Annotated in this window: 21 protein-coding genes and 2 pseudogenes; 6 read left to right on the plus strand and 17 right to left on the minus strand. The window is 69.4% G+C overall.

Translation table 11 applies throughout. The features are described from left to right. Positions 1-30: 30 nt before the first annotated feature. The 6 genes from ACESK5_RS07990 to ACESK5_RS08015 form a co-directional block, all read right to left on the minus strand. Positions 31-1,248, minus strand: a complete 1,218-nt coding sequence (locus tag ACESK5_RS07990; protein ID WP_372911030.1) for an MFS transporter — start codon at positions 1,246-1,248, stop codon at positions 31-33. Between the two features lie 79 nt (positions 1,249-1,327). Then, the gene (locus ACESK5_RS07995) at positions 1,328-2,401 is read right to left on the minus strand and encodes an ABC transporter permease (RefSeq protein ID WP_372911031.1); all 1,074 of its coding nucleotides are present in this window, start codon (positions 2,399-2,401) and stop codon (positions 1,328-1,330) included. After that, positions 2,394-3,641: an ABC transporter permease gene (locus ACESK5_RS08000; protein WP_372911032.1), complete on the minus strand. Its 1,248-nt coding sequence runs from the start codon at positions 3,639-3,641 to the stop codon at positions 2,394-2,396. The genes ACESK5_RS07995 and ACESK5_RS08000 overlap by 8 nt, the downstream gene beginning before the upstream one ends. Further along, complete coding sequence (locus tag ACESK5_RS08005) at positions 3,638-5,245, minus strand: ABC transporter ATP-binding protein (RefSeq protein WP_372911033.1); 1,608 nt, start codon at positions 5,243-5,245, stop codon at positions 3,638-3,640. The genes ACESK5_RS08000 and ACESK5_RS08005 overlap by 4 nt, the downstream gene beginning before the upstream one ends. A gap of 176 nt (positions 5,246-5,421) precedes the next feature. Then, positions 5,422-6,621, minus strand: a complete 1,200-nt coding sequence (locus ACESK5_RS08010) for a BMP family protein (protein ID WP_372911034.1) — start codon at positions 6,619-6,621, stop codon at positions 5,422-5,424. A gap of 73 nt (positions 6,622-6,694) precedes the next feature. Beyond that, complete coding sequence (locus ACESK5_RS08015) at positions 6,695-8,056, minus strand: phosphomannomutase (protein ID WP_372911035.1); 1,362 nt, start codon at positions 8,054-8,056, stop codon at positions 6,695-6,697. A 159-nt stretch (positions 8,057-8,215) separates the two neighbouring features. On the opposite strand from ACESK5_RS08015, the gene ACESK5_RS08020 reads away from it, so the two are divergent. Continuing rightward, the gene (locus ACESK5_RS08020; protein WP_372911036.1) at positions 8,216-8,512 is read left to right on the plus strand and encodes an acylphosphatase; all 297 of its coding nucleotides are present in this window, start codon (positions 8,216-8,218) and stop codon (positions 8,510-8,512) included. An 81-nt stretch (positions 8,513-8,593) separates the two neighbouring features. Here ACESK5_RS08020 and ACESK5_RS08025 read toward each other — a convergent pair whose 3' ends face one another. The 4 genes from ACESK5_RS08025 to ACESK5_RS08040 all read right to left on the minus strand — a co-directional run bounded on the left by ACESK5_RS08025 (position 8,594) and on the right by ACESK5_RS08040 (position 11,106). Beyond that, positions 8,594-9,265: a DICT sensory domain-containing protein gene (locus ACESK5_RS08025; protein ID WP_372911037.1), complete on the minus strand. Its 672-nt coding sequence runs from the start codon at positions 9,263-9,265 to the stop codon at positions 8,594-8,596. 56 nt (positions 9,266-9,321) lie between these two features. Then, on the minus strand, positions 9,322-9,780 hold the full coding sequence (locus tag ACESK5_RS08030) for a hypothetical protein (RefSeq protein WP_372911038.1): 459 nt from the start codon (positions 9,778-9,780) through the stop codon (positions 9,322-9,324). Between the two features lie 241 nt (positions 9,781-10,021). Continuing rightward, positions 10,022-10,765, minus strand: coding sequence for a DUF429 domain-containing protein (locus ACESK5_RS08035; RefSeq protein ID WP_372911039.1), 744 nt, complete (start codon positions 10,763-10,765; stop codon positions 10,022-10,024). A gap of 38 nt (positions 10,766-10,803) precedes the next feature. Beyond that, positions 10,804-11,106 carry a hypothetical protein gene (locus ACESK5_RS08040; protein ID WP_372911040.1) on the minus strand — a complete coding sequence of 101 codons (303 nt, stop codon included), beginning with the start codon at positions 11,104-11,106 and terminating at the stop codon, positions 10,804-10,806. A gap of 164 nt (positions 11,107-11,270) precedes the next feature. On the opposite strand from ACESK5_RS08040, the gene ACESK5_RS08045 reads away from it, so the two are divergent. Further along, on the plus strand, positions 11,271-12,113 hold the full coding sequence (locus ACESK5_RS08045; protein ID WP_372911041.1) for a BtpA/SgcQ family protein: 843 nt from the start codon (positions 11,271-11,273) through the stop codon (positions 12,111-12,113). Between the two features lie 327 nt (positions 12,114-12,440). On the opposite strand, the pseudogene ACESK5_RS08050 reads toward ACESK5_RS08045, so the two are convergent. Beyond that, positions 12,441-13,565: pseudogene (locus ACESK5_RS08050) on the minus strand (NAD(P)/FAD-dependent oxidoreductase); the annotation flags it as partial. A 106-nt stretch (positions 13,566-13,671) separates the two neighbouring features. Between ACESK5_RS08050 and ACESK5_RS08055 the strand changes: the two are divergent. Beyond that, positions 13,672-14,118 carry a DUF5518 domain-containing protein gene (locus tag ACESK5_RS08055; protein WP_372911042.1) on the plus strand — a complete coding sequence of 149 codons (447 nt, stop codon included), beginning with the start codon at positions 13,672-13,674 and terminating at the stop codon, positions 14,116-14,118. Positions 14,119-14,215: 97 nt separating this feature from the next. On the opposite strand, the gene mvaD is transcribed toward ACESK5_RS08055, so the two are convergent. After that, positions 14,216-15,187: a phosphomevalonate decarboxylase MvaD gene (gene mvaD / locus ACESK5_RS08060; RefSeq protein WP_372911050.1), complete on the minus strand. Its 972-nt coding sequence runs from the start codon at positions 15,185-15,187 to the stop codon at positions 14,216-14,218. Between the two features lie 100 nt (positions 15,188-15,287). Then, positions 15,288-15,422: a hypothetical protein gene (locus ACESK5_RS08065; protein WP_372911043.1), complete on the minus strand. Its 135-nt coding sequence runs from the start codon at positions 15,420-15,422 to the stop codon at positions 15,288-15,290. A gap of 63 nt (positions 15,423-15,485) precedes the next feature. Between ACESK5_RS08065 and ACESK5_RS08070 the strand changes: the two genes are divergently transcribed. Continuing rightward, complete coding sequence (locus tag ACESK5_RS08070; RefSeq protein WP_372911044.1) at positions 15,486-15,929, plus strand: SRPBCC family protein; 444 nt, start codon at positions 15,486-15,488, stop codon at positions 15,927-15,929. A gap of 7 nt (positions 15,930-15,936) precedes the next feature. On the opposite strand, the gene ACESK5_RS08075 is transcribed toward ACESK5_RS08070, so the two are convergent. The 3 genes from ACESK5_RS08075 to ACESK5_RS08085 all read right to left on the minus strand — a co-directional run bounded on the left by ACESK5_RS08075 (position 15,937) and on the right by ACESK5_RS08085 (position 18,267). Continuing rightward, entirely contained in the window at positions 15,937-16,521 is a 585-nt protein-coding gene (locus ACESK5_RS08075) for a flavin reductase family protein (RefSeq protein WP_372911045.1), read from the minus strand. A 114-nt stretch (positions 16,522-16,635) separates the two neighbouring features. Then, the gene (locus tag ACESK5_RS08080; RefSeq protein WP_372911046.1) at positions 16,636-17,082 is read right to left on the minus strand and encodes a DoxX family protein; all 447 of its coding nucleotides are present in this window, start codon (positions 17,080-17,082) and stop codon (positions 16,636-16,638) included. Positions 17,083-17,244: 162 nt separating this feature from the next. Then, entirely contained in the window at positions 17,245-18,267 is a 1,023-nt protein-coding gene (locus ACESK5_RS08085) for a hypothetical protein (RefSeq protein ID WP_372911047.1), read from the minus strand. A 233-nt stretch (positions 18,268-18,500) separates the two neighbouring features. Between ACESK5_RS08085 and ACESK5_RS08090 the strand changes: the two genes are divergently transcribed. Together ACESK5_RS08090 and ACESK5_RS08095 are read left to right on the plus strand one after the other, a co-directional pair. Then, positions 18,501-19,154, plus strand: a complete 654-nt coding sequence (locus tag ACESK5_RS08090) for an ArsR family transcriptional regulator (RefSeq protein WP_372911048.1) — start codon at positions 18,501-18,503, stop codon at positions 19,152-19,154. Positions 19,155-19,402: 248 nt separating this feature from the next. Next, positions 19,403-20,008: a VOC family protein gene (locus ACESK5_RS08095; protein WP_372911049.1), complete on the plus strand. Its 606-nt coding sequence runs from the start codon at positions 19,403-19,405 to the stop codon at positions 20,006-20,008. 179 nt (positions 20,009-20,187) lie between these two features. On the opposite strand, the pseudogene ACESK5_RS08100 reads toward ACESK5_RS08095, so the two are convergent. Next, positions 20,188-21,407 (minus strand): annotated as a pseudogene (locus ACESK5_RS08100) (hypothetical protein); the annotation flags it as partial.

The raw sequence follows: 21,407 nt of genomic DNA on the forward strand, positions 1-21,407 counted from the left end.
GTCGTCTTGGGGTCCGACGCGCGGGGAGGCTCACCGGTTCCTGACGAGGACGACGAGCAGGCAACTCGCGAGGAGGCAGCCGACGAGTCCGGAGAAGGCCAGGGTGAAGTCGTACGCGTCGGCCGTCGCGCCCACGACTGTCGGCCCGAGGGCCCCGAGGCCGATGTAGACGGTCCGCATCGCGCCGAGGTCACCGCCCATGCTGTCGGTGGGGAACGAGTCCATGAGGTACGCCTGCATCACCGGCGGGTACGCCATCAGCCCGAGGGCGAACAGCACGACGGCGACGAGGACGACCGTCGGCGACGTCGCCACCACCAGCACGGCCAGCGTCACGGCGGCGACCACGAGGACGGCCGCCGCGAGCAGACTCCGGGAGACGGCGTCTCCGACCGTGCCGGCAATCTGTTTCGCGACGGCACCGACGACGAACAGCGCCGCGAAGCCGGTGTTGGCGAGCGACGGCGAGAACCCCTTCGTGGCCTGGAGGTAGGTGGGGAGGAACCCAACCACCGACTGCCACGTGAACGCGTACAGCGAGTACGAGACCAGCAGCCATCGCAGGCGTGGCTCGCCGAGGAGACGCCCGGCCGTGTCGGTGACCGCCAGGTCGACCCGGTCGACGACGTACGGTTCGCGGTTCCAGCGGTGGAGCGCGACGGCGACGACGACCACGACCACGACGACGGGCAGGAACGCCGCTCGCCACGTCGCAACCGCGAGGACGAGCGTCGCCAGACCGGCCGCGGCCACGCCGCCGAGGTCACCCGAGGCCGTGTGCAGGCCGAACGCCTGGCCCCGACGTGCGACGAAGAGGTCCGAGACCAGTCCGCGGGCGGGCGTCGGATACAGTCCTGCTCCGAGGCCGACGACCGCCGCACCGACGAGGAACGCGGGATAGACGGGGGCCGTGGCGAGCGTCCCGAAGCCGACACAGAGCAGCCCGAGGCCACCGACGAGGAGCGTCTTCCGCGAGAGCCGGTCCGAGAGCCGCCCGCTGGGGTACTGTAACAGCGCGTAGAGCCCCCAGAGGACCGAGATGGCGACGCCGGCGCGCGTACTGGAGAGGCCGAGGTCGGTGGCGATGGCGGGGAGGAGCGGGGAGATGACGAGCCGTCCGCTCTGGATGACGCCCCAGCCGAGCGACACCGCGAGCAACAGCCGACCGCTGTAGCCGGTCACGAGGCGTTCGCCACTGCCGTCTGCGTCCGCGGTGTCGGGAGCGGACGCGTCGACAGGGTCGCTCACGCGTCACCCCTGGCGTGGGCCGCCCCGATGCGGTCGACTGCCCACCGGGCGTGGTCGACCCGGACCGGACGGGGAGCGCTCACCGGCTGTCGTCGCCCGACTCGTAATGTTCGCCGGCCGCCTCTGGAATCCGCGTCCGTCCGACCAGCGCGAGGACGACGATGACCATCACGAACGGGATGACGCGCACCAGTTGGTTCGGGACGCCGATGTTCTGCAGTTGCAGGGCGGTCTGCATCGCGTCCAGCCCCGCGAAGAGCAGGGTCGAGAGGAACGCACCCACTGGGTTGTAGTTGCCGAACAGGTAGGCGACGATGGCGATGAACCCCTTTCCGTTGACCATCGTCGGCCCGTTACCCGTGAACTGCCCGAGGTCGAGCGAGAGGGCGGCGCCGCCCATGCCGGCGAGGAGGCCCGACAGGAGCACCGCGGCGTACCGCACTCTGGAGACGCTCACCCCGGCGGTGTCGAGCGCCTTCGGGTTCTCGCCGGAGGCGCGGACCCACCGTCCGAAGCGGGTCCGGTTGAGGACGTACCACGAGACACCCACCGCGAGGAACATCAGGTAGACCGTCGGGGAGGCGTCGAACAGCGCCCGGAACGGCCCGAGCACCGACAGTTCCGACAGCACCGGGACGGTGACGGTTTCGGGCGTCGAGACGCTCGGGGAGTTGGGGCGGCCGTAGATGACCTGCGATGCGAACGGTGCGAGGCCGAGTGCGATGAGCCACACCGCGAGGCCGGCGATGATCTGGTCGGCGCGGAACTCGATGACGACGACGGCGAAGAGCAGCGAGAGGAGGACGCTCGCGACGACGCCGCCGGCGAACCCAACCCAGACCCCGCCCGTGACGTCCGCGACGTAGATGGCGGCGAACGCCGAGATGATGAGCAGTCCCTCCAGGCCGATGTTGATGACGCCGGACTTCTCGGAGAAGATGCCGCCGAGCGCGGCCAGCGCGATGGGGACCGAGAGCCGGAGCGCGGACGCGAGGGTCCCCTCGCGGGCGAGGATGTCGACCAACGTCCCGGCAATGGAGTCGGGAGCGACGAAGCCGGCGGCCACGACGAGGACGAGGGCGGCGAGCGTCACGACGGTGGCCACCGCCCGCGTGGGCAGGTCGCGGACCTGTGAGACGGTCGTCTCACTCATCGTCGACACCTCCCGACCCGACGCCGCCGTCCGTCGCCGCCGGCTTCGACCCGCGTTCGCCGGCGGAGCCGACGCGCTTGCCGATGAGGCGGAAGAACTCCGGCATCGCCACGAAGAGGATGATGAGCCCGCGGAGCACGCCCACCAGTTGCGGCGGAACGTCCGTCGCGAACTGTACCACGGTGGTCCCGCTCTTCAGCACGCCGAACAGCAGGGCGGCCAGCCCCACGCCGAGCGGGTTGTTCCCCGCGAGGATGGAGACGGTGATGCCGTCGAACCCGTACGCGGGAACCCCGGTCTGGAACTTCCCGAGGATCATCAACACGTACATCGCGCCGCCGACTCCGCCCAGCGCCCCCGAGAGCATCATGCTCGCGACGATGGTCCGCTTCGAGTCGACGCCACCGTACTCTGCGGCCTCGGGCTGGAGGCCAGACGTGCGCACGTCGTAGCCGAACGTCGTCCGCTCGATGAGGTACGCGAGGGCGACGAGCGCGGCCACGCCGAGGAGCAGCGCGACGAGCGAGAAGTCGGTCGACCCGCCGAACAGTATCGAGGGGAACGTCGCGTAGTCGGGCAGCGGCACCGTCTGGTTCGCCTGGCTGTTGGGGTCTTTGAACACGTCCGAGACGAGGTACAGCGTCACCCCCGTCGCGATGAGGTTGAGCATGATGGTCGTGATGACCTCGTTCGCGTCGGCGTACGCCTTCAGGACGCCCGGGATGGCGCCGTAGAGCGCGCCGAACGTCGCGCCGATGGCCAGACCGAGCGGGATGAGGAGGACGGTGCCGACGACGCCCGAGACGAGGGGGGACGCCCACAGCACGCCCAGTCCGGTCGCGAGCGCGCCGACGACGAGTTGCCCCTGCGTCCCGATGTTGAAGATGCCGGCCCGGAAGGCGATGGCCACCGACAGCCCCGTGAAGACGAGGACGGTCGTTTCGCGGAGTGTCACGGCGAGTTGGCTGTTGAGTGGGGACCACCCCTGACGGAGCGGGTCGCCGAGCGCCCCGAGGAACAGCCGGTCGTAGACGGTGAGCGGGTCGTAGCAGAAGCCGACCCCGAAGTAGTACGCCGCGTCGCTGGGCGCACAGGTCGTCATCCGCCCCGAGACGAGGATGAGCACGGTCCCGACGAGCATCGCCAGGACGAGCGAGGCGACGGAGATGAGCGCTCGCTCCGCCGTCGAGGCGTCGACGAGACGCTCCAGCGCCTCGCGCGCCCGGTCGCGGGCACTCACCGGTCACCACCACCCGTCCCGTCCCCGTCGGCTCTGACGCCCGCGTCCGCGCTCGTCTCGGACGCCGTCGCCCGGGAGCCGTCCCACCCGTCGGGGTACTCCCCGCCCATCAGGAGGCCGATCTCCTCCTCGGTGACCGCCTCGGGGTCGACCGTCGCCATGAACTGGCCGTCGTGCATCACGGCGAGCCGGTCCGAGAGGCCCTGCACCTCCTCGAGTTTCGACGAGATCAACAGGACGGCGACGCCCTCGTCGCGGAGGTCCAGGAGGCGTTCGTGGATGAACTCGATGGAGCCGACGTCGACCCCTCTGGTCGGGTGGGCGGCGACGACGAGTTTCGGGTTCCGTTCGAACTCCCGGCCGACGATGAACTTCTGCTGGTTCCCGCCCGAGAGAGACTCGGCCGTCGCGTCGGGAGCCGGCGGGCGGACGTCGTACTCGTCGATGACCGATTCGGCGTGTCCCCGCGCCGTGGCCCAGTCGAGTCGTCCTCCCGATGCGAACGGTTCGCGGTGCTGGCTCCCCAGCATCCCGTTCCCGACGAGGTCGAAGTCCATCACGAGCCCTCGCTCCTGACGGTCCTCCGGGACGTACGCCATCCCACGGTCGATGCGCTCGCGCCGCGACCGCTCGGTGATGTCCGTCCCGTCGAAGGTGATTCGCCCCGACGCGGGGTCGCGGAGGCCGGTGATGGCCTCGACGAGTTCGGACTGGCCGTTGCCGTCGACGCCGGCGACGCCGAACACTTCTCCCGCCCGGACCTCGAAGGAGACGTCGTCGACGGCGCGGACGCCGCGTTCGTCCTCGGCGACGACTCCGTCGACTCCGAGCGTCGGGTCGCCGACGGTCGACGGCCGCTTCTCGACCTCTAGGAGGACCTCCCGGCCGACCATCAACTCCGCGAGTTCTTCCCGGGTGGTCTCGTCGGCTGTGACGGTCCCGACGTTCTCTCCGTCCCGGAGGACCGTAATCTCGTCCGCCGCGTGCATGGCCTCGCTCAGCTTGTGGCTGATGAAGATGATAGTCTTGCCCTGGGCGGTGAGTTCGTCGAAGACCGTGAACAGTTCCTCGACCTCCTGTGGCGTGAGGACGGCGGTCGGTTCGTCGAGAATGAGGATGTCCGCACCCCGGTAGAGCGCCTTCAGAATCTCGACGCGCTGCTGGACGCCGACCGAGACGTCCTCGATGCGTGCGTCGGGGTCGACGTCGAAGCCGAACCGCTCTGACAGTTCCACGACCTCCTGCCGTGCTCGCTCGCGGTCGACGGCGAGGCCCCCCCACTTGCGGGGCTCGTTCCCGAGCGTGATGTTCTCGGCGACGGTCATCGGGTCGACCAGCATGAAGTGCTGGTGAATCATCCCGACGCCGGCGTCGATGGCATCCCGCGGCGAGTCGAAGTCCCGTTCCTCGCCGTTCAGGACGACCCGGCCCTCGGTGGGCTGGTACAGCCCGTAGAGGACGTTCATCAGCGTCGTCTTCCCGGCGCCGTTCTCGCCCAGGAGGGCGTGGACGGAGCCCTGTTCGACCCGGAGCGTGACGTCGTCGTTGGCCACCACGCCGGGGAAGCGTTTCGTGATGCCGTCGAGGTGGACGGCCGGAGCCATTGGCTCTGTTCTCGGACAGGAGTCGTTTAAAGCCGAGGATTCGTCCCTGGTTCGTGATTGCAGTGACAGGTCGACGGCGGGCGTGCGGCCCGACCCTGGGAGGTCGTCAACGGTGGTCGGAGTCCGCTCCCAGTCACCTCCCCTACGAACCGATTCGCCGGACGGCCCGCTCGGTCTCAGACGTTACCGGGGTCGGTCGGGACCGAGATGTCGCCGGCGATGATGGACTCGCGCGAGGTCGAGACGGCGTCCTTGACCTCCTGTGGGATTTCGCTCCCGAGTTGCTGGCCGTAGACGGCGGCGACCCCGTCCTCCTCCAGGCCGAGGGTGACGACGTTGCCACCCTGGAAGCTGTCGTCGACGACGGACTCGATGGCGTCGAAGACGGCGGTGTCGACGCGCTTGACCATGCTGGCGAGGATGACGTTCGCGAACGACTCCTTGGTCACCGACTGGTCCCGGTCGACGCCGATGGCGAACTTGCCCTGCTCCTGGGCGGCCTGGAAGACGCCCGTCCCGGTGTTGCCCGAGGCGTGGTAGACGATGTCCGCGCCGGAGTTGTACATCGCGAGTGCGGCCTCCTTCCCCGCGGCGGGGTCGTTGAAGCTCCCGGTGTAGTTCGTGAGGACCTCGACGTTCTCGTCGGCGGCCTTCACGCCGGCAGTGTAGCCGGCCTCGAACTTCCGGATGAGGTCCGACTCGACGCCGCCGACGAAGCCGACGGTCGTCGAGTCGCTCGCAGTCGACCCCTCGCCGGCGGAGAACTCCTGCGTCGTGAGCAGGCCCGCCATCTGCCCGACGAGGTACGACCCCTCGTGTTCGGCGAAGACGTAGTTGGCGACGTTCGGCTGTTCGACCACCGAGTCGACGAGCATGAAGTTCTGGTCGGGGAAGTCCTGTGCGGTCTGACTCAGCGCGTCCGTCTGGAGGAAGCCGATACAGCAGACGAGTTCGTACGTCGGGTCCGTCGACTGGGCGAACTGCTGCTGGAAGGTGCTGAACTGCGCGACCTCTTCCGGCTGCGCCTCGCCGATCTGGACGTCGAACTCGTCGCGCGCCTGGAACGCGCCCTGCTGAGCCTGGTCGTTGAACGACCCGTCACCCAACCCACCGGTGGCGTACACCATCCCGACGTTGACCGGGTCCGAGGACTCGGTCGACTCGGTCTCCGTCTCCTCCATCCCGTCGGACTCGGTCGACTCGGTCGACTCGCCGGACTCACCCGACGACGTCTCGGTCGCGGTGTCTTCGGACCCACCGGACGAGCCGTCGGACGACCCACCCGTCGGCCCACCCGAACAGCCTGCGAGGCCCGCGAGGCCGACGACGCCGGTTCCCTTGATGAACGTACGTCTATCTATGTCTTCGCGTCTCATGCGAGAAACGAGGTGTCGTCTCGTCAATAAAGCCGTCGTTCCACTGGTGACTCGGTCGTTCTCGTTCGCGGAGTCAGGCGTCCGCGACGGCCGACTCGACGATCGACTGTGCCTCCGCGGCCAGCGCGTCCACGTCGTCGCTCTCGGCGTAGACTCTGACGTACGGTTCCGTCCCCGAGGGGCGGACGAGGAGCCACGAGGCGTCGGGGAACTCCAGCCTGACGCCGTGTTCGGTGTCCACCGTGCACTCGGGGAACGCCGCCGGGAGCGACGTCTCCAGCGTCGCCATCGCCGAGCGCTTCCGGTCGTCCGGGCAGGGGACGGACACTTTCCGGTAGGGGCGCTCGGTAATGGGTTCGCGGAGGCCTTCGAGTCCGTCGTGTCCGGCGACGAGACGGGCGACGACCGCCGCCGAGCAGACGCCGTCGATCCACCCGCCGAAGCCGGGGTGGATGTGCTTCCACGGTTCGGCGGCGAAGACGACGTCGCCGCCCGCGTTCCGCGCCGCAGCGATGCCCTCGTGGAGCGCGCCGAGGCGGACACGCTCGACCCGCCCGCCGAGGGCGATCACCCGTTCGTCGATGCGGGCGGAGGCGTTGGGCGTCGTCACGACCACAGGGTCGTCGACGGACGCCGACCGGACGTACGCCGCCGCGTACATCGCGAGGACCGTGTCCTCGTGGACCACCTCTCCGGCCGCGTCGAGCACGACCAGTCGGTCGGCGTCGCCGTCGTGGGCCAGACCCAGGTCGAAGTCGCCGTCGGCGACGAACGCGCGGAAGTCCACGAGCGACTCCGGCGTCGGCTTCGACTCCCGACCGGGGAAGTGCCCGTCGACGTTGTCGTTGAGGCCGACGACGTGCGCCCCGAGCGTTTCGAGCACCTGCGGCGTCGCCAGCGCGCCGACGCCGTTGCCGCAGTCGACTGCCACGGAGAGGCCGTCGAGGTTGGCCCCGACGCCACGGGCGTACGAGGCGACCGCCCGCCGGTAGCGGGAGAGGGGCGTCACCGCCTCCGTCGACCCCCAGCGGTCCCACGGGACGGGCGGGGCGTCGTCGTCGACGCGCCGCTCGACGGTCTCCTCCTGCCCGCGGTCGTACTCGACGCCGTCGACGAACAGTTTCAGGCCGTTGTCCGTGGGCGGATTGTGGCTCGCCGTGAGCATCACCCCGCGCCGTCCGCGCGAGGCGAACGCCAGCGCCGGCGTGGGGAGGACGCCCGCACGGCGCACCGTCGCGCCGGCCGACAGCAGGCCCGCCTCCACGGCCGACGCGAGCGCCTCGCCCGTCGTCCGGCCGTCCCGACCGACCACGAACTCGGCGTCCTCGGCCTCGACCGCAGCGAGGCCCGCGGCGCGTCCGACGGCGAGCGCCAACTCGGGCGTCACTCGTTGTGTCGTGTCGCCCCGAATCCCTGCGGTGCCGAAGAGCTCCATATCCGCACCACACGAGGGGACCGTCCTTATACTGTCGGTCGCCGTCCACGACTGCCTACCCGCGGCCGGCGTCCCTCATCCGGACGAGAAACCGTCCGTGCGAGGCTCTCTGCACGAGTCGACGGGAGATTTTTTACTACTCACATACGGACGTAAGGTATGAACGAACGCGACGGAGACGACGACCGGGTTCACGCGCACGTCTACGTCTCTGGTCGTGTCCAGGGCGTCGCCTACCGCGCGAACACCCGCGAGGCTGTCCGCGACTACGACGTCGAAGGGTGGGTCCGGAACCTCGACGACGGCCGGGTCGAGGCCGTCTTCGAGGGCCCCCGGTCGGACGTGGAGGAGATGGTCGAGTGGTGCGAGACGGGGAGTCCAGCGGCGCGAGTCGAAAAGGTGGAGGTCGAGTACTCCGAGCCGAAGGGGGCGTCGGGGTTCCGCGTCCGCTGGTGAGGCCCCTCCTCGCCGCCCCCGGTGCGGGGACCTCGTCTCTCCGCGGCGCCGACGGGCCGAACAGGGCGACGCCGCGGGACGTCAGTAGGTCGCCGCGATGTAGTCATCGACCTCGTCGACGATGTCGGGCGCGTAGGTCAGAAAGCCCGAGAACTGCCGTTCCCCGCGTTCCTCGGCGACCAGCGCGCACTTGTGTTCCGCCCGCCCGCCGCCGTCGTAGACGACGAACCACGAACGCTCGATCTCGGGCGTCGGTTCGAGGTGGACGACCACCTCACCCATCTCCGGTGGCCGACCACCGGGGACGGCGTACGCGTGGACGTCGAGTACCGTCGCCAGTTGCGAGTAGACAGCCGCCTGCTCTCGCAGGGCGTCGACCCGCTGGAACCCCGAACGGAGTCGCCCGCGGCCGACGCGCCACGCACGGTCCTCTATCTCGCGGGTCGTCTCGACCATCCCGCGCAGGTCGTAAGAGACGAACGTCGTCCGGTCCAGCGTCGCCAGGGCGTTCGTCAACGCCTCGGCCGCGGACTCGAACGACCGCTCGTCGCCGAGTGGAACCACTCTGACCACGTCGCCGCCGTCGCGGACGAGCGCCGAGGGGCGGTCGGCCCCCTCCTCGACGTCGACGCTCACCCCCTGTGGACCGAACGTCCGCCGCACGGCGCTCACGACGGCCCGCGACGGCGGCGAGACGAGCGTCACCCGCCGCTCGCGCCGTTCGACACGGTCGATGATTCCCCCGAGCGACATGTCTCCGGGTACTCCGATGGGGGTGATAAATGTTCGCTCGCTCGTCGTGAAAATTTCTACGCGTGCTCCGACGACGGGATTCCGTCGCCGTCGGCGACACCCAGTTCCTGTAGCGCGTAGACGACGACGCGCGCCTGGACGGCCGCCACGGGTTCGGCGTCGGGAGCGGCGATGACCTCCCGGCTCCGTTCGAGCGCCCGGGCCTCCAGTTCGGTCTGGTCGGGTTCCTCGCGCGTCGCGTTCAACAGCGCCTCGAAGTCCTCGCGGAACGACATCGAGGCGTGTGCGACGTTGCACCGCGAGAGAGGGAGCATCCCCACGTCGAGGACGAGTTCCCTGACGAGGTCCCAGTCGCTCTCACAGAAGTGGATGGAGACTTCGCCGACGATGTCCCGCCACGCGATGGGGTCGGCGTTCCGCATCAGCGTCACCGTCCGGGGCGGAAGGTCGAGCCGTGCGACCGTCTCCTCGGCACCGCAGAGACAGCACGGCTGTTCCGTCTGACCAGTGTACATGCTGGCTCTGAGGAGTCTACGGATTAGTGAGTTTCGCGAGAAGAGGGCGAAGGTGGCAGGGTGATGTCGCCCCCGTACTCATTCGGGACTACGGTGGCGCGACGAGGTGGCTGGTACTGAGACACACATGGCAGGGTGGGATGTCGTTCGCGCCAACTGGTACTCAGGTGGTAGTACGTAAAAGTCTTCTGTTCACCGAATTGTGTAATGTATATATCGTATATACTGTTATATCGCCCAACTAGCCGTCGGAATTGTTGTCGGAAAGTCCAATCTCCGGACAACGAATCTCCATCGGCAGCCCCTCCGCGTCTCTGGGCACCTCCTCGTCCGCGACGGCGGGCACGCGGGTCAGCGGGCGGGACGCCGAGAGCGCGAGGACCGCCGCGTCGAGTACGTCGTCGCGCTTCACCTCCCTCCGAAGGTACGCCTCGAGACACGACTCGTACACTCCGTCCGCGTCGGAGAGCAGCGGGGCCAGTCGGTCGAGTCGCTCACGACGCCCCGCCGGCGTCGCCTTCGGCTCCGCGACCGGTCCCTCGCCGAACGCGGCGAAACAGAGTTCGGGGTGCGCCTCCGCCACCGTCGCCCGCGCTTCGGCCGAGGCACGGAGGACGTCGTCCACCTCGCGTATCCTCGGGACGAGGTGCCACGCCTGGATGGAGAGTCCGTGCCCCGTGTGCTCGCGGTTCAGCGCCGAGGCCGTCTCGTGGTCCGACGCGTCGAGGACCGCCCGGCAGGGCGCGAAGAAGACCGTCGACGCGCGCGACCCGAGACGTTCGCGGGCGGCCTCGTCACACCGCCGCCGGCCCGTCTCCGGCAGACCAATGGGCATGTCGACCAGCAGGCGGTCGGCCCCGGCGTGGTCGTCGGCGACGGCCGCGAACGTCTCGTACAGTCCGTGGTCGACGCGCTCCGTGTCGGGGTCGTAGTCGACCGCGAGCCACCCGCCCGAACAGCCGTCGACGCCGACGTAACTGGGCACGCTGGAGACGGAGGAGTGAGGGAGAAAGAGGCTTTCTCCTACCCGCCGAGGTAGAGGCGCCCGATTTCCTCGTCCTCGAGCAACTCGGTGCCGGTTCCGGTGAACTTTATCTCACCGGAGGCGAGGACGAAGCCCTTGTCGGCGACGGACAGCCCTTTCTCGGCGTTCTGCTCGACGAGGAGCATGGTGGTGCCGAGGTCGTTCAACTGATCGATGCGCTCGAAGACGTCGTCGATGTATTTCGGCTCTAGCCCGATGGAGGGTTCGTCCAGGAGCATCATCTCGGGTTCGACCACGAGCGCGCGGGCGCGCTCGTGGTCGACGAAGACGAATCCGCCCATGAGCACGTTTTTACCGGAACCCGGCAGAGTTCCCGACCACTCATTCCCCGCTCTCGGCCGCTCGCTGTCCGAGCGCGTGCCGGACTCTCTCGGCTGCCGTCCGGGGTGTCACCTCGCCTCGTCGGGACCGAACGGGCTTTGTCGCTCGCCCCGGTGGCTCCGGTATGACGTTCTCGACGCGAGCGCCGCCGACAGTCGTCGGAATGGTCCACCTCCCGCCGCTCCCGGGCGCCCCCGGCTACGACGCGGAGGCCGGCCGAGACCGGATTCGCTCGCGGGCAGTCTCCGACGCCCGGACGCTCGCAGCCGGTGGCTGTGACGCCGTCGTGGTCGAGAACTTCGGCGACGTCCCGTTCTACCCCGACTCGGTCCCCGCCCACGTCGTCGCGTCGATGACGGACGTCGTCGGCCGCGTCGCCGACGCCGTCGACTGCCCCGTCGGGGTGAACGTCCTCCGGAACGACGCCGCGGCCGCCCTCTCGGTCGCGAGTGCGACCGGCGCGTCGTTCGTCAGGGTCAACGTCCACGCGGGCGCTCGAGTGACCGACCAGGGCGTCGTCGAGGGGCGCGCCCACGAGACGATTCGGCTCCGCTCACGCCTCGACGCCGACGTCGCCGTCCTCGCCGACGTCGACGTCAAACACTCCGCCGCGCTCGGGGAACGCCGGTCGCTCGTCGAGTCGGTCGACGACGTGGTGACGCGCGGTCTCGCCGACGCGGTGGTCGTCTCCGGGCGGGGGACCGGACACGCCGTCGACGAGGACCGACTCGTCCGTGCCGCGGAGGCGTGTGCGCGCCACGACGCGCCGCTGTTCGTCGGGAGCGGCGTCACCGCCGAGACGGTCGGGGACTGCCTCGCCCACGCCGACGGCGTCGTCGTCGGCACTGCGCTCAAAGTCGACGGCGAGACGACGAACCCGGTCGACGAGGCGCGCGTCCGCGCCGTCGTCGCGGCCGCACGGGGGGCGACGGACGAATCCAACTCGGCGTCGGACTCGGGAACGTGACGCCGCCCCGACGGAACGCGTCGGCGGCTACTCCGCGCTGTCCTCGCCTTCGCCCGGGAGGTCGGCCCCGGCGTCGCTCGCGTCGCCCTCGTCGCCCTCGTCGCCCACGTCGTCGGCCGCCTCGTCCTCGACGGGAATCTCTATCTCGATGGCTTCGGCGGCGTCGCCGGTGCCTTTCCGGTGTGCCCTCCCGTCCGGAGCGGGGTCGGAGCCGACCCCGTCGAGACTGTCGACGACGTCGGCCGGGTCGGGGACGTCGCCGTCGACCGGAATCTGCAGCGCCTCTTCGACCTCGTCGAGCGCCGCGTCGTCCACGGCGGGCCTGCCGAGTTCGGCCTCGACGAGTTCGGTCGCCTGCCGGAGCGCGCCGACGCTCGAGAGGTGGCCCGCGCCGACAGTCGCCTTCATCGCCCGCGCGGCCGTCCCCCTGAACACCGTGGGTCCGACCTGCGCGACGGTCCCCTCTCCGACCGAGACGATCCACCCCGGCACCTCGAACCGGTACTGCTGGAGTCGGGGCCTGAACTCGTCGGGACCGGCGTCCCGGTCGTGGTCGACGAGCGTCCGGAGGTTGTCGGCGACCGTCCGGGCCTCGCGGAGTGCGGCGGACGCGGAGGCGGGGACGGCCTCCCCGTCGGCGTCGACGACGCGGCCCGCGTCGCCGACGACGAACGTCCGGGCGTCGAGTCGCAGGTCGCTCCGGACCGGCGGACGCTCGCCGCCGAGCGCCGCCGGGCCGCGGATGCCGCCCGTCCACACCAGCGTCTCGTACTCGATGGGCCCGCCGTCAGTCTCGACGGCGTCGGGAGTCGCCCGCTCGACGGTCGTCCCCGTCCTGACGTCGACGCCCTGTGCGTCGAGTTCGTCACGCACGGCGCGCTGGAAGTTCTCGGGGAACGACGGCGCGACGGCGTCGAACTGCTCGAGCAACACCACGTCGACGTCGGGGGCGCCCTCCTCGTCTCGCAGTGCGGCGAGTTCGCCCGCGACCTGTACGCCCGAGAGTCCCGCGCCGCCGACGACAGCGGTACCGCCGCGACGGCAGGTCTCGAGGAACGACTCGCGGATGGCGCGGGCGTCCTCGACGCGCTTGAGCGGGGTGGCGTACTCTTCGAGTCCGGGCAGGTCGTAGAACGCGGTCTCCGCCCCGAGACAGACCGCGCAGTAGTCGTAGTCGAGTGTGCCGTCGGAGAGGTGGACGCGACGGTTCTCTTGGTCGACTGACTCGACCCGGGCCGTCCGGACCTCGGCGCGGTCGAACAGGTCGTCGAGGGGGACCTGCACGACGTCTTCGAGGTCGGGATACCGGACGAGTCGGTGGAGTTCGTGCTGGACCAGATGCGTCGGGCGTTCGTCGACGACGACGAGTTCGACGTCGGACGGGAGACTGGCGTCGAGACGGCGGGCGACGGTCACGCCGGCGTAGCCCGCGCCGAGGACGGCGATGCGCATACGCGGAGAGAGGGACGCGAAGGCAAAGAGCGTTTCACGATGGCGGCGTCGGGATTCGCCCCGCTCCTCCAGCAGCGTTAACATCGGCCCGCTGGTACGTTCGGCCGTGACCCGAATCGGTTCCCTCCACGGCCGCCTGGACGACAGGTGGACGTACGCGCTCCTCCCCGGTCTCGCCTCCCTCCCACTCACGACCGTCGCGTACTGGCAGTCGGGCTCCGAGCTGTCGCTCTCGCCGGTGCTCCTCGCCGGCGTGCTCGCCGGCTACCTGTCGAAGCGACGGACGGGCGAGAGTGCCGGCGTCGGCGTCCGGACCGGACTCGTCGGCGGTCTGTCCGTCGCCTGGGTGCTGGTCGACGTCCTCCGTGCCGCCTCTGCGCTGGCTGGCCCGTCGTGGTTCGTGGCGGCTGGCGTCGTCTTCACGGCCGGGATGCTGGTCCTCGTCGCCGTCGTCGGCTTCGGCCTCGCCGCACTCGCGGGCGCCGTCGGCGGGCGCATCGGCGGCTGGCTCGCCGGACTCGGCGGGCGTGGGTCGCCCACGGTCGGCCGCTGACGGTCACGTCCGCCCCCCCTGCGACCCGCCGCCCGTGTCAGAACAGCGCCTCCGACTCCTCCAGCACGCGCGCCGGCCCTGCGACCCGCCGCCCGTGTCAGAACAGCGCCTCCGACTCCTCCAGCACGCGCGCCGGGCCGCCCACCTCCCACACGTCGGTGTCGACTCCGCAGTCGGCCACCGCCGCCTCGACGTCGTCGACGTACGCCTCGGTGGTGTTGACGTACACCGACGCGCCCGTGTCTGTCGAGAAGTAGACCGGGACGCCCTCGCCTCGAAGCTCGCGGACCGCGTTGAAGATGGCGATGGTGCGCGGTTGCCAGTACACCCACCCCGCCGGGCCGGTCATGGTCGTCGCCGCCAGCGAGAGCGAGTCGTGCTCGGCGAGCTCGAAGACGCGGTCGAACTCACCCGCGCGGAGGCCGTCGCGCATCTCCGCAATCTGGCCGTGGATGTGTGCCATCCGGGCCTGGAACATGTGCGAGTCGGCCGCCTCCTCGTGGGCCTGTTCGGTCTCCTTGTACGCGGGGACGAGTCCCGTGACGACTCTGAGCTCCGATTCGAGATCCGACTCGATCCGCTCGGAGCGACAGTCGTCGTCGTTCAGACCGGTGTAGAGGTGCGAGAACGCGCCCGTGACGGCGCGGGCCGCGGAGGAGGACCCACGGCGGGCCACGGTCGAGATTTCGGGACGGGTCATCTCCAGGCCGGCAGCCTCGCACGCGGCCATCGCCAGCGCGGCGAACCCCGAGGAGGACGAACCGAACCCGACGTTCGAGGGGAAGGAGTTCTCCGACTCGACACGGACCCGGTGGTCGAAGTCGGCGAGGTCACGCACGTGGTCGACCACGTGTTCGATCCGTTCTGCCCCCCGGCCCTCGACCGTCTCGCCGTCGACGCGGTAGACGTCCGCCTCGCGTTCGGATTCGAACGCCACGGTCGTCCGTGTGTGCGACGGGGCCGTGCAGACGCTGATGCTGTCGTGGTACGGGAGGCGAAGGTCCGGGTCGCGCATCCCGTGGTACTTCACGAGCCCCTGGATGGGGTGGGCCTTGGCGGTGGCTTTCATCGACATACACGTGGGGGCGCGTGACTCGGGGTTAAACGTCCCGGAACTGTCGGTCGGTGCGGCCGCTGGTCGGCGCGAGAGAACGGCGAGAACGCGTGGGTCAGTCCTCGGCCGGTGCGGGTGTCTCGCCCGTCTCCTGCGTGGCCCGGCCTCGTTGCCAGACGTTCGTGACGGAGTCTCCTTCGGGTGGTGTGTGGCTGACGTCTTTCATGCTCCGCGTGTCTCTGTATGTCATTGACAGTCGGAAGGAGGGATGCGTATTAACCCTTTCCCGGATACCATATTAGGAGTACGTGTCATGCCTAGGAATATATATTCGCACGCGGTCGGCGTCGAACGACGGGCGGGGCGGCGCAGTGTCGTGGTTTCGCGGGTCGTCGACGCCTCCGAGGCCCGTGTCTGGGACCTCCTCACCGACACCACCCGGTGGCGTGACTGGGGGCCGAGCGTCGCCGCCGTCGACGCACCCACCCGGTACATCGAAACGGGGACGACCGGCCGCGTTCGCGTCGCCGGTGTGGGAGTCTGGGTACCGTTCGAGGTGGACTCGTACGTCGACGGGGCAGAGAAGCGGTGGACCTGGACCGTCGCGCGCGTACCGGCGACCGGTCACCGCGTCGAGTCGGTCGGCGTCGACGACCAGTGCCGGGTCGCGTTCGAGGTGCCGCTGCTCGCAGCGGGGTACGTCCCGGTCTGCCGGCGGGCGCTCGACCGCATCGCCGCCATCGTCGAGGGAGAGTGACCCCGGGTCAGGGCGGGCGTTCGAGGTGGTAGCGGTCCGTCGTCGAGGCGTAGTACCCACCGGCGAGACGGCCGACCGCGTCGAGTTTCGTCACGTCAAGTTTGTGTCCGTCCACGAGCAGATCGTCGTCGACGTGGGCGTGGACGACTTCGCCGAACAGGAGCGTCGATCCGCCCATCTCCATCGACTCGGACAGCGTACACTCCATCGCCACGTGGGCCTCTTCGACACGCGGTGCGTCGACGACAGTAGCTTCGACGGCGGTGACGCCCGCGCGCTCGAACTCGCTCTCGCCGGCGTCGAGCGTGGCCGCCGTCTCGTTCATCGCCTCTACGAGGTCAGCGGTGACGACGTTGACGACGAACGCCTCCGTCTCGAGGACGTTCTCCGGTGTGTCCTTCTGGTCGTCGCCGACACCGACCGGAGCGACCATCAGGATGGGCGGGTCGATGGCGGCGACGTTGAAGAAACTGAACGGGGCGAGGTTCTCACCGCGTGGACCACGCGAGGAGACCCAGGCGATCGGCCGGGGGACGACTGCCGCCGACACCAGCCGATACGGCGACCCGAACTCCTCGGGTCGGCCCTCCATCAGTCGCCACCCCCTCGACTGGGGCGATGCTCGCCGCTCGGCGACTGCTGTCGACCGGTCGTCAGGAGCGTCTCGGACATGTGTGCGGTACGAATCGGGGGGTCAAAACGTTGGTCACAGGCCGACGCCGACGGCGAGGGGCCACGGCGTCTGGCTGACGACGAGGAACCCGAGCGCCGTGCCCAGGAGGGCCACGTTCTTCAGGAACTGGGTCGTCTCGGTCATCTGTTGCTCCTCCGGAACTGCCCAGAAGTCGTGCATCAGCGGCGTCGTGACGAGCAGGAAGACGGCGATGGCACCCGCGGCGAGCGTCGGGAAGGCACCCAGGAGCAGGCCGAGACCACCGAAGACGAGCATGCCGCCGGTGAACGGGACAGCGAGGTGTGGAAGCGGAACCCCCTTCGCGCCCGCGTACCCGGACATCGTCTCGGCGCTCAGGAAGTGGTTCAGCCCGGTGAAGGCGATGACGGCCCCGAACAGGACGCGTGCGAGAAGGAACACGACCTCCGCACCGGGCGACCTGAACAGCGGGGACGCCTGGAGTATCACATCGACGTTCATATACTATCGACCTCACGTACGTCGAAATCGTACATCGTACAGTTCCGTAGACGACGGACAAATATATCACTTCCCGGACATCAGTGTTACCGGGTTACCTCAGACGCCACCCGGTGACGTCGATGCCATCGGGGGGCGGCAGAACTCGCCGAGGTGGGGCGACTACGAGTTGTCCTCGACGATTTCGCGTGCGTCGGCCGCCTTCTCCGCCGCGAGGTCCGCAAGGTCGGTCGCGGGCTCCTCCAGCGAGGCCCCGGCCTCGGAGAGTCCGTCGGCGAACGTCTGTAGCTCCGACGAGAGCGCGTCGAACTCGTCGGCGGCCGCCTGACCCTCCTCGCGGGCGCGTCGTTCGCGGCCACCGTCGTCGAACCGTTCGGCGTCGTTGAGGTCGTCGACGGCCGTGAGGAACCGGTCGAGGAAGTCGGCGAGCGTGCCGAATCCGTCCACCTCCGCGCCGAATTGAGCGACTTTTGCCTCGTACTCGCTCTCGGGAATTTCGGGGACGACCGCGACACGCGCCGCGTCCGTCTCTGACTCGATACGTCCGAACGGTCTCTCGGCGTCCTCGCGCTCCTCACGGACGTCTTGGGTCGCGGTTTCGAGGTCCGACTCCCGCTGGTCTGCGACGGCGTCCCGGGCGCGCCCGACCGCCGCGAACGCCGCGATGAGGCGGGGTTGTGTGTCGGTGCTCAGGCCGAGGAACCGCCTGGCCGTCTCGACGGCATCGAGCCGTGGCCGCTGGCGCTCGCTCACCAGCCCCCGGGCGTCTTCGATGTGGTCGTCGACGTCGGACAGTTCGGCGAGGACGGCCGTCCGCGAGAACCCTCGACTCGCCGCCGAGACGGTGACGAGTGAGTCGTCCGCGTCCCCGGTGTACGTCGCGACGGTCTGTGAGAGTTCGGTGACCGCTCGGCCGAGTTCCTGCGCTGCACGCTCCTCGCGCTCGCTCAGTTCAGGCGTCTCCGTTTCGGTGGCTGTCTCGGTCGGCGTCTCCGTTTCGGTGGCCGTCTCGGTCGGCGTCTCCGCCTCGGTGGCCGCCTCGGTTGGCGTCTCCGTCTCCGTCGGCGAGGATGACTGTGTCGCCGTTCCCGGTTCCGACGTCGGCGTCGACGTGTCGGTGGAGGGCAGTTGGCCGCACCCGGCGAGCAGTGTCGCCGTCGCGGCGAGAACAGAGCGTCGGTCCATACCCTCCCCTCCTGTCGGGATAAAAATAAGTATACCGTTGACTACTCTCGCGTCCCTCGATTCTCACCGGACGTGCACGACTGCCGTGAGCGGCCGAACCGGTTCGTCCACCGGAGTCGACGGCCCCGGTCACCCTCGCCGGACGGTGTCTCGTCACGGAATTTACTGCCTCGGTGAACACAAAAATAATATACCGTCTAGCCGAGAAATGAAGCACGGAGGGGACGTCAAGCATGAGCAACACATGGGACTCGGCCGGATACGTGGCCAGTTCCCGCTATCGGCTTGCTGTCTGTGAGTATCTCTCAGACCACGGGCCAGGGCTTCCGTCCGAGATATCGACGGAGACCGACCTCGCACAACCACACGTCTCTCGGGCGCTCTCGGAACTCCGAGACCGCGAGGTGGTCGAACTCCTGGTCCCGGAGTCCCAACAGAAGGGCCGGCTCTACGACCTCACAGAGGCGGGACGTGTCGCCCTCGACCGCCTCGCACACGGTCGGAACGCCATCGACGTCGAGGTGGTCGCCCGCGAGGAGTTCCCGCACGGCGGCCTCGTCGGTCACCTCGAGACGGCCTACCCGTCGGTCACGAAGGCGGTCGCAGCGTACGACGGCAACGCCGCGAGCGTTCACTTCTTCGAGGACGAACCGACGAACAGCAAGGAGTCGCCCATCGTCCGACTGTGGACGGCGTCCGGGTCGAACGGCGAACTGACCTCGGGAAAGACGGGCCGTCACGAGTTCACCGTCTACGGCCTCGAGAACGTCACGCTCATCGACCTCTGTGTCGACGAGGAACGTCGTCTCGGTCTCTCGCTCGACGACGAGGCGGACGTCCCCCTGCGGAGCTTCGTCGAGGAACTCGAAGGCTACCTCCGGAACTGAGCGTCTCCGACTCTCCCGTCCCTGCCGTCGAATGCGCCAGCATCGGTGCCCGCCACGGGTGACGGCGTCGTCTCTTCTGATGCCCCGGGTAGCTGCCGGTGTCGCGCCGTCGCCGTGTCGAGGAGACACTGGACCTCGGTCTCTCGGCGGTTCGCCGTCGGGAGCGAGCGTCGGCCGGTAACCCCGACGTCACCGGCTGACACCGACGTCGCCGAGAGTACATTACCGCCGCTCCCCTACCCGTATCCGTGCCAGACCACGACGTCTCCACCGACCGACCCGACAGCCTCGTCCACGCCGCCGGGTGGGACCACGTCACCCTCGTCGGGAGCAACGCCGACGACACCGTCGCCTTCTACCGCGACGTCCTCGGCCTCAGGCTGGTCGTCCGCCAGCCCAACCTCGACCGTGCGGGGGTAGAACACCTCTTCTTCGACGCCGGTGACGGGCGCCTCGTCACGTTCTTCGTCGACGACTCCCGGGAGTCGGTCAAGCGTCAAGATCCCGGCGTCGGGGCCGTCCACCACCTCGCGTTCCGCATCGAACCCGCGGAACTCCCCGAGATTCGCGCTCGCCTCGAAGCGGCCGGCCACCGCGTGAGCGAGTACGACCGCGGCGCCTTCCACTCGCTCTACACTCACGACCACAACGGCCTCGTCGTCGAACTCGCCGCGGACAAGTACGTGATTCCCGACGACCGACGGGCCGAGGTGCTCGCCCGGGCACAGGCCGCCCGCGTCGCCGCCGGTGCGGACTACATCGGCTCCGACCACCTCGAAACCGCGCTCGAAGACCTCGGCCTCCCGGTCGAACCGCACGACCTGCCCGCCGCCCCCGCCGGCCGCGATTTCTGACTCGGGTCCCGCCCCCGAGCCGGTCGAATCCGTCGACGGAGACGTGTCCGGCCGAGCGCGGGCGACGGTCGGAAGCGATGTGAACGTGACTCGCGCTCGCACCGTCGGAACAGACAGCCGTCTCGAGAACGTTCTACGCTGCGGACCAGCACCGAGCGCGTGCGACGTGCCGTTCGCGTTCACTCTCCGACGACACAACGTGTAAACGGGTCGAAAGATTCATGTGTGATACGTAACAAGAGGGAGTCGCGTTCAGAGGCACCCCCCTTTACACGCCGCCACTCGGCCCGTTTTCCAGCGTCACTCACCGTACAGTAGTACCACTCAGCGTGATACCGTCGGGTCGCGCTCGGCCGTCGCGTCCAGTACCGCGTCTGTCGGTTTGGCCGACGCTCGACACGTCTCGAACGGTGGACGCTGCCCCGTCTGCAGGTCACCCCTCGTCGACGCGGGCGCTGGCCGCCACCGCCTGTCCGTACGAGAGGCCGGCGTCGCCGGGGGGGGACTGCCGAGTGACCCAGGAAGGTCAGCCCGGCGTCGGTGACGGTGGTTCGGATTCGCGCCGAGATGGCCGGGTTGTACGCGACGCCCCCGGTGAACCCGACTGCGCTCACGCCCCGGCGTCGTGCGGCGTCTACGGCGATTCGACCGAGACCGTCCGCGACCAGCGCCTGCGCGGTGGCGGCGACGTCGGGGACGGTGTGCCGGTCCGACAGCGCCGCGAGTCGTTCCACCGTGCGGTCGGCCCGGAGCGTCGGCTCCCCACCGGTGCGGTCGATGGGCGGGTCGGCGGGGCGGGGTGTCCCCCCAACGGCGGCCGACTCCAGGCGCTGCGGCGGTTGGCCTCGATACGACCGGTCGGGACAGAGACCCAGCAGCGCGCTCGCGGCGTCGAGGAGGCGGCCGGCACTCGTCGTCACCGGGCTGTTCACCCCGCGTTCTGCCTGCCGACAGACCGTCGACGCGGCCGTCCGGTCGGCGACGACGCCGCGGTCGACGAGCAGGTCGATGACCCGCTCGTCGTCGTCGAGGAGGGCAGCCAGAATCCGCGCCGGTTGCTCGACCGCTCGCTCCCCGCCGGGGAGACGGAACTCCGAGACGCCGCCGACGCGCTCGCTGTCGGCCAGCCGACTGTCGAGGACTTCGCCACCCCGGACGACACCGTCGGGGCCGTAGCCTGTCCCGTCCGCGGCGACGACGATTGCCCGGTCCCGGCCGTGTTCGGCGAGCAACGAGGCGGCGTGTGCGTGGTGGTGCCACACGCCGACGGTCCGTGCGTCGGACGCCGTCGCCAGACTCCTCGTCCGGAACTCCGGGTGGCGGTCGTGCGCGACGACGTCGGCGAAGAGTTTATCAACAGTACCTTTATAATGATTCGTGGTAACCTTGACTCCAGCAA

Source organism: Salinigranum sp., assembly GCF_041641895.1.
Lineage (GTDB): Archaea > Halobacteriota > Halobacteria > Halobacteriales > Haloferacaceae > Salinigranum.

What these genes read in the sequence shown, in the direction of transcription:
- ACESK5_RS08065 (WP_372911043.1), bottom strand. Translation starts at nt 15,422, where the DNA reads ATGACATACAGAGACACGCGGAGCATGAAAGACGTCAGCCACACACCA.
- ACESK5_RS08010 (WP_372911034.1), bottom strand. Translation starts at nt 6,621, where the DNA reads ATGAGACGCGAAGACATAGATAGACGTACGTTCATCAAGGGAACCGGC.
- ACESK5_RS08075 (WP_372911045.1), bottom strand. Translation starts at nt 16,521, where the DNA reads ATGGAGGGCCGACCCGAGGAGTTCGGGTCGCCGTATCGGCTGGTGTCG.
- ACESK5_RS08090 (WP_372911048.1), top strand. Translation starts at nt 18,501, where the DNA reads ATGAGCAACACATGGGACTCGGCCGGATACGTGGCCAGTTCCCGCTAT.
- ACESK5_RS08045 (WP_372911041.1), top strand. Translation starts at nt 11,271, where the DNA reads ATGACGTTCTCGACGCGAGCGCCGCCGACAGTCGTCGGAATGGTCCAC.
- ACESK5_RS08070 (WP_372911044.1), top strand. Translation starts at nt 15,486, where the DNA reads ATGCCTAGGAATATATATTCGCACGCGGTCGGCGTCGAACGACGGGCG.
- ACESK5_RS08085 (WP_372911047.1), bottom strand. Translation starts at nt 18,267, where the DNA reads ATGGACCGACGCTCTGTTCTCGCCGCGACGGCGACACTGCTCGCCGGG.
- ACESK5_RS08025 (WP_372911037.1), bottom strand. Translation starts at nt 9,265, where the DNA reads ATGTCGCTCGGGGGAATCATCGACCGTGTCGAACGGCGCGAGCGGCGG.
- ACESK5_RS08030 (WP_372911038.1), bottom strand. Translation starts at nt 9,780, where the DNA reads ATGTACACTGGTCAGACGGAACAGCCGTGCTGTCTCTGCGGTGCCGAG.
- ACESK5_RS08080 (WP_372911046.1), bottom strand. Translation starts at nt 17,082, where the DNA reads ATGAACGTCGATGTGATACTCCAGGCGTCCCCGCTGTTCAGGTCGCCC.
- ACESK5_RS07995 (WP_372911031.1), bottom strand. Translation starts at nt 2,401, where the DNA reads ATGAGTGAGACGACCGTCTCACAGGTCCGCGACCTGCCCACGCGGGCG.
- ACESK5_RS08040 (WP_372911040.1), bottom strand. Translation starts at nt 11,106, where the DNA reads ATGGGCGGATTCGTCTTCGTCGACCACGAGCGCGCCCGCGCGCTCGTG.
- ACESK5_RS08015 (WP_372911035.1), bottom strand. Translation starts at nt 8,056, where the DNA reads ATGGAGCTCTTCGGCACCGCAGGGATTCGGGGCGACACGACACAACGA.
- ACESK5_RS08020 (WP_372911036.1), top strand. Translation starts at nt 8,216, where the DNA reads ATGAACGAACGCGACGGAGACGACGACCGGGTTCACGCGCACGTCTAC.
- mvaD (WP_372911050.1), bottom strand. Translation starts at nt 15,187, where the DNA reads ATGAAAGCCACCGCCAAGGCCCACCCCATCCAGGGGCTCGTGAAGTAC.
- ACESK5_RS08005 (WP_372911033.1), bottom strand. Translation starts at nt 5,245, where the DNA reads ATGGCTCCGGCCGTCCACCTCGACGGCATCACGAAACGCTTCCCCGGC.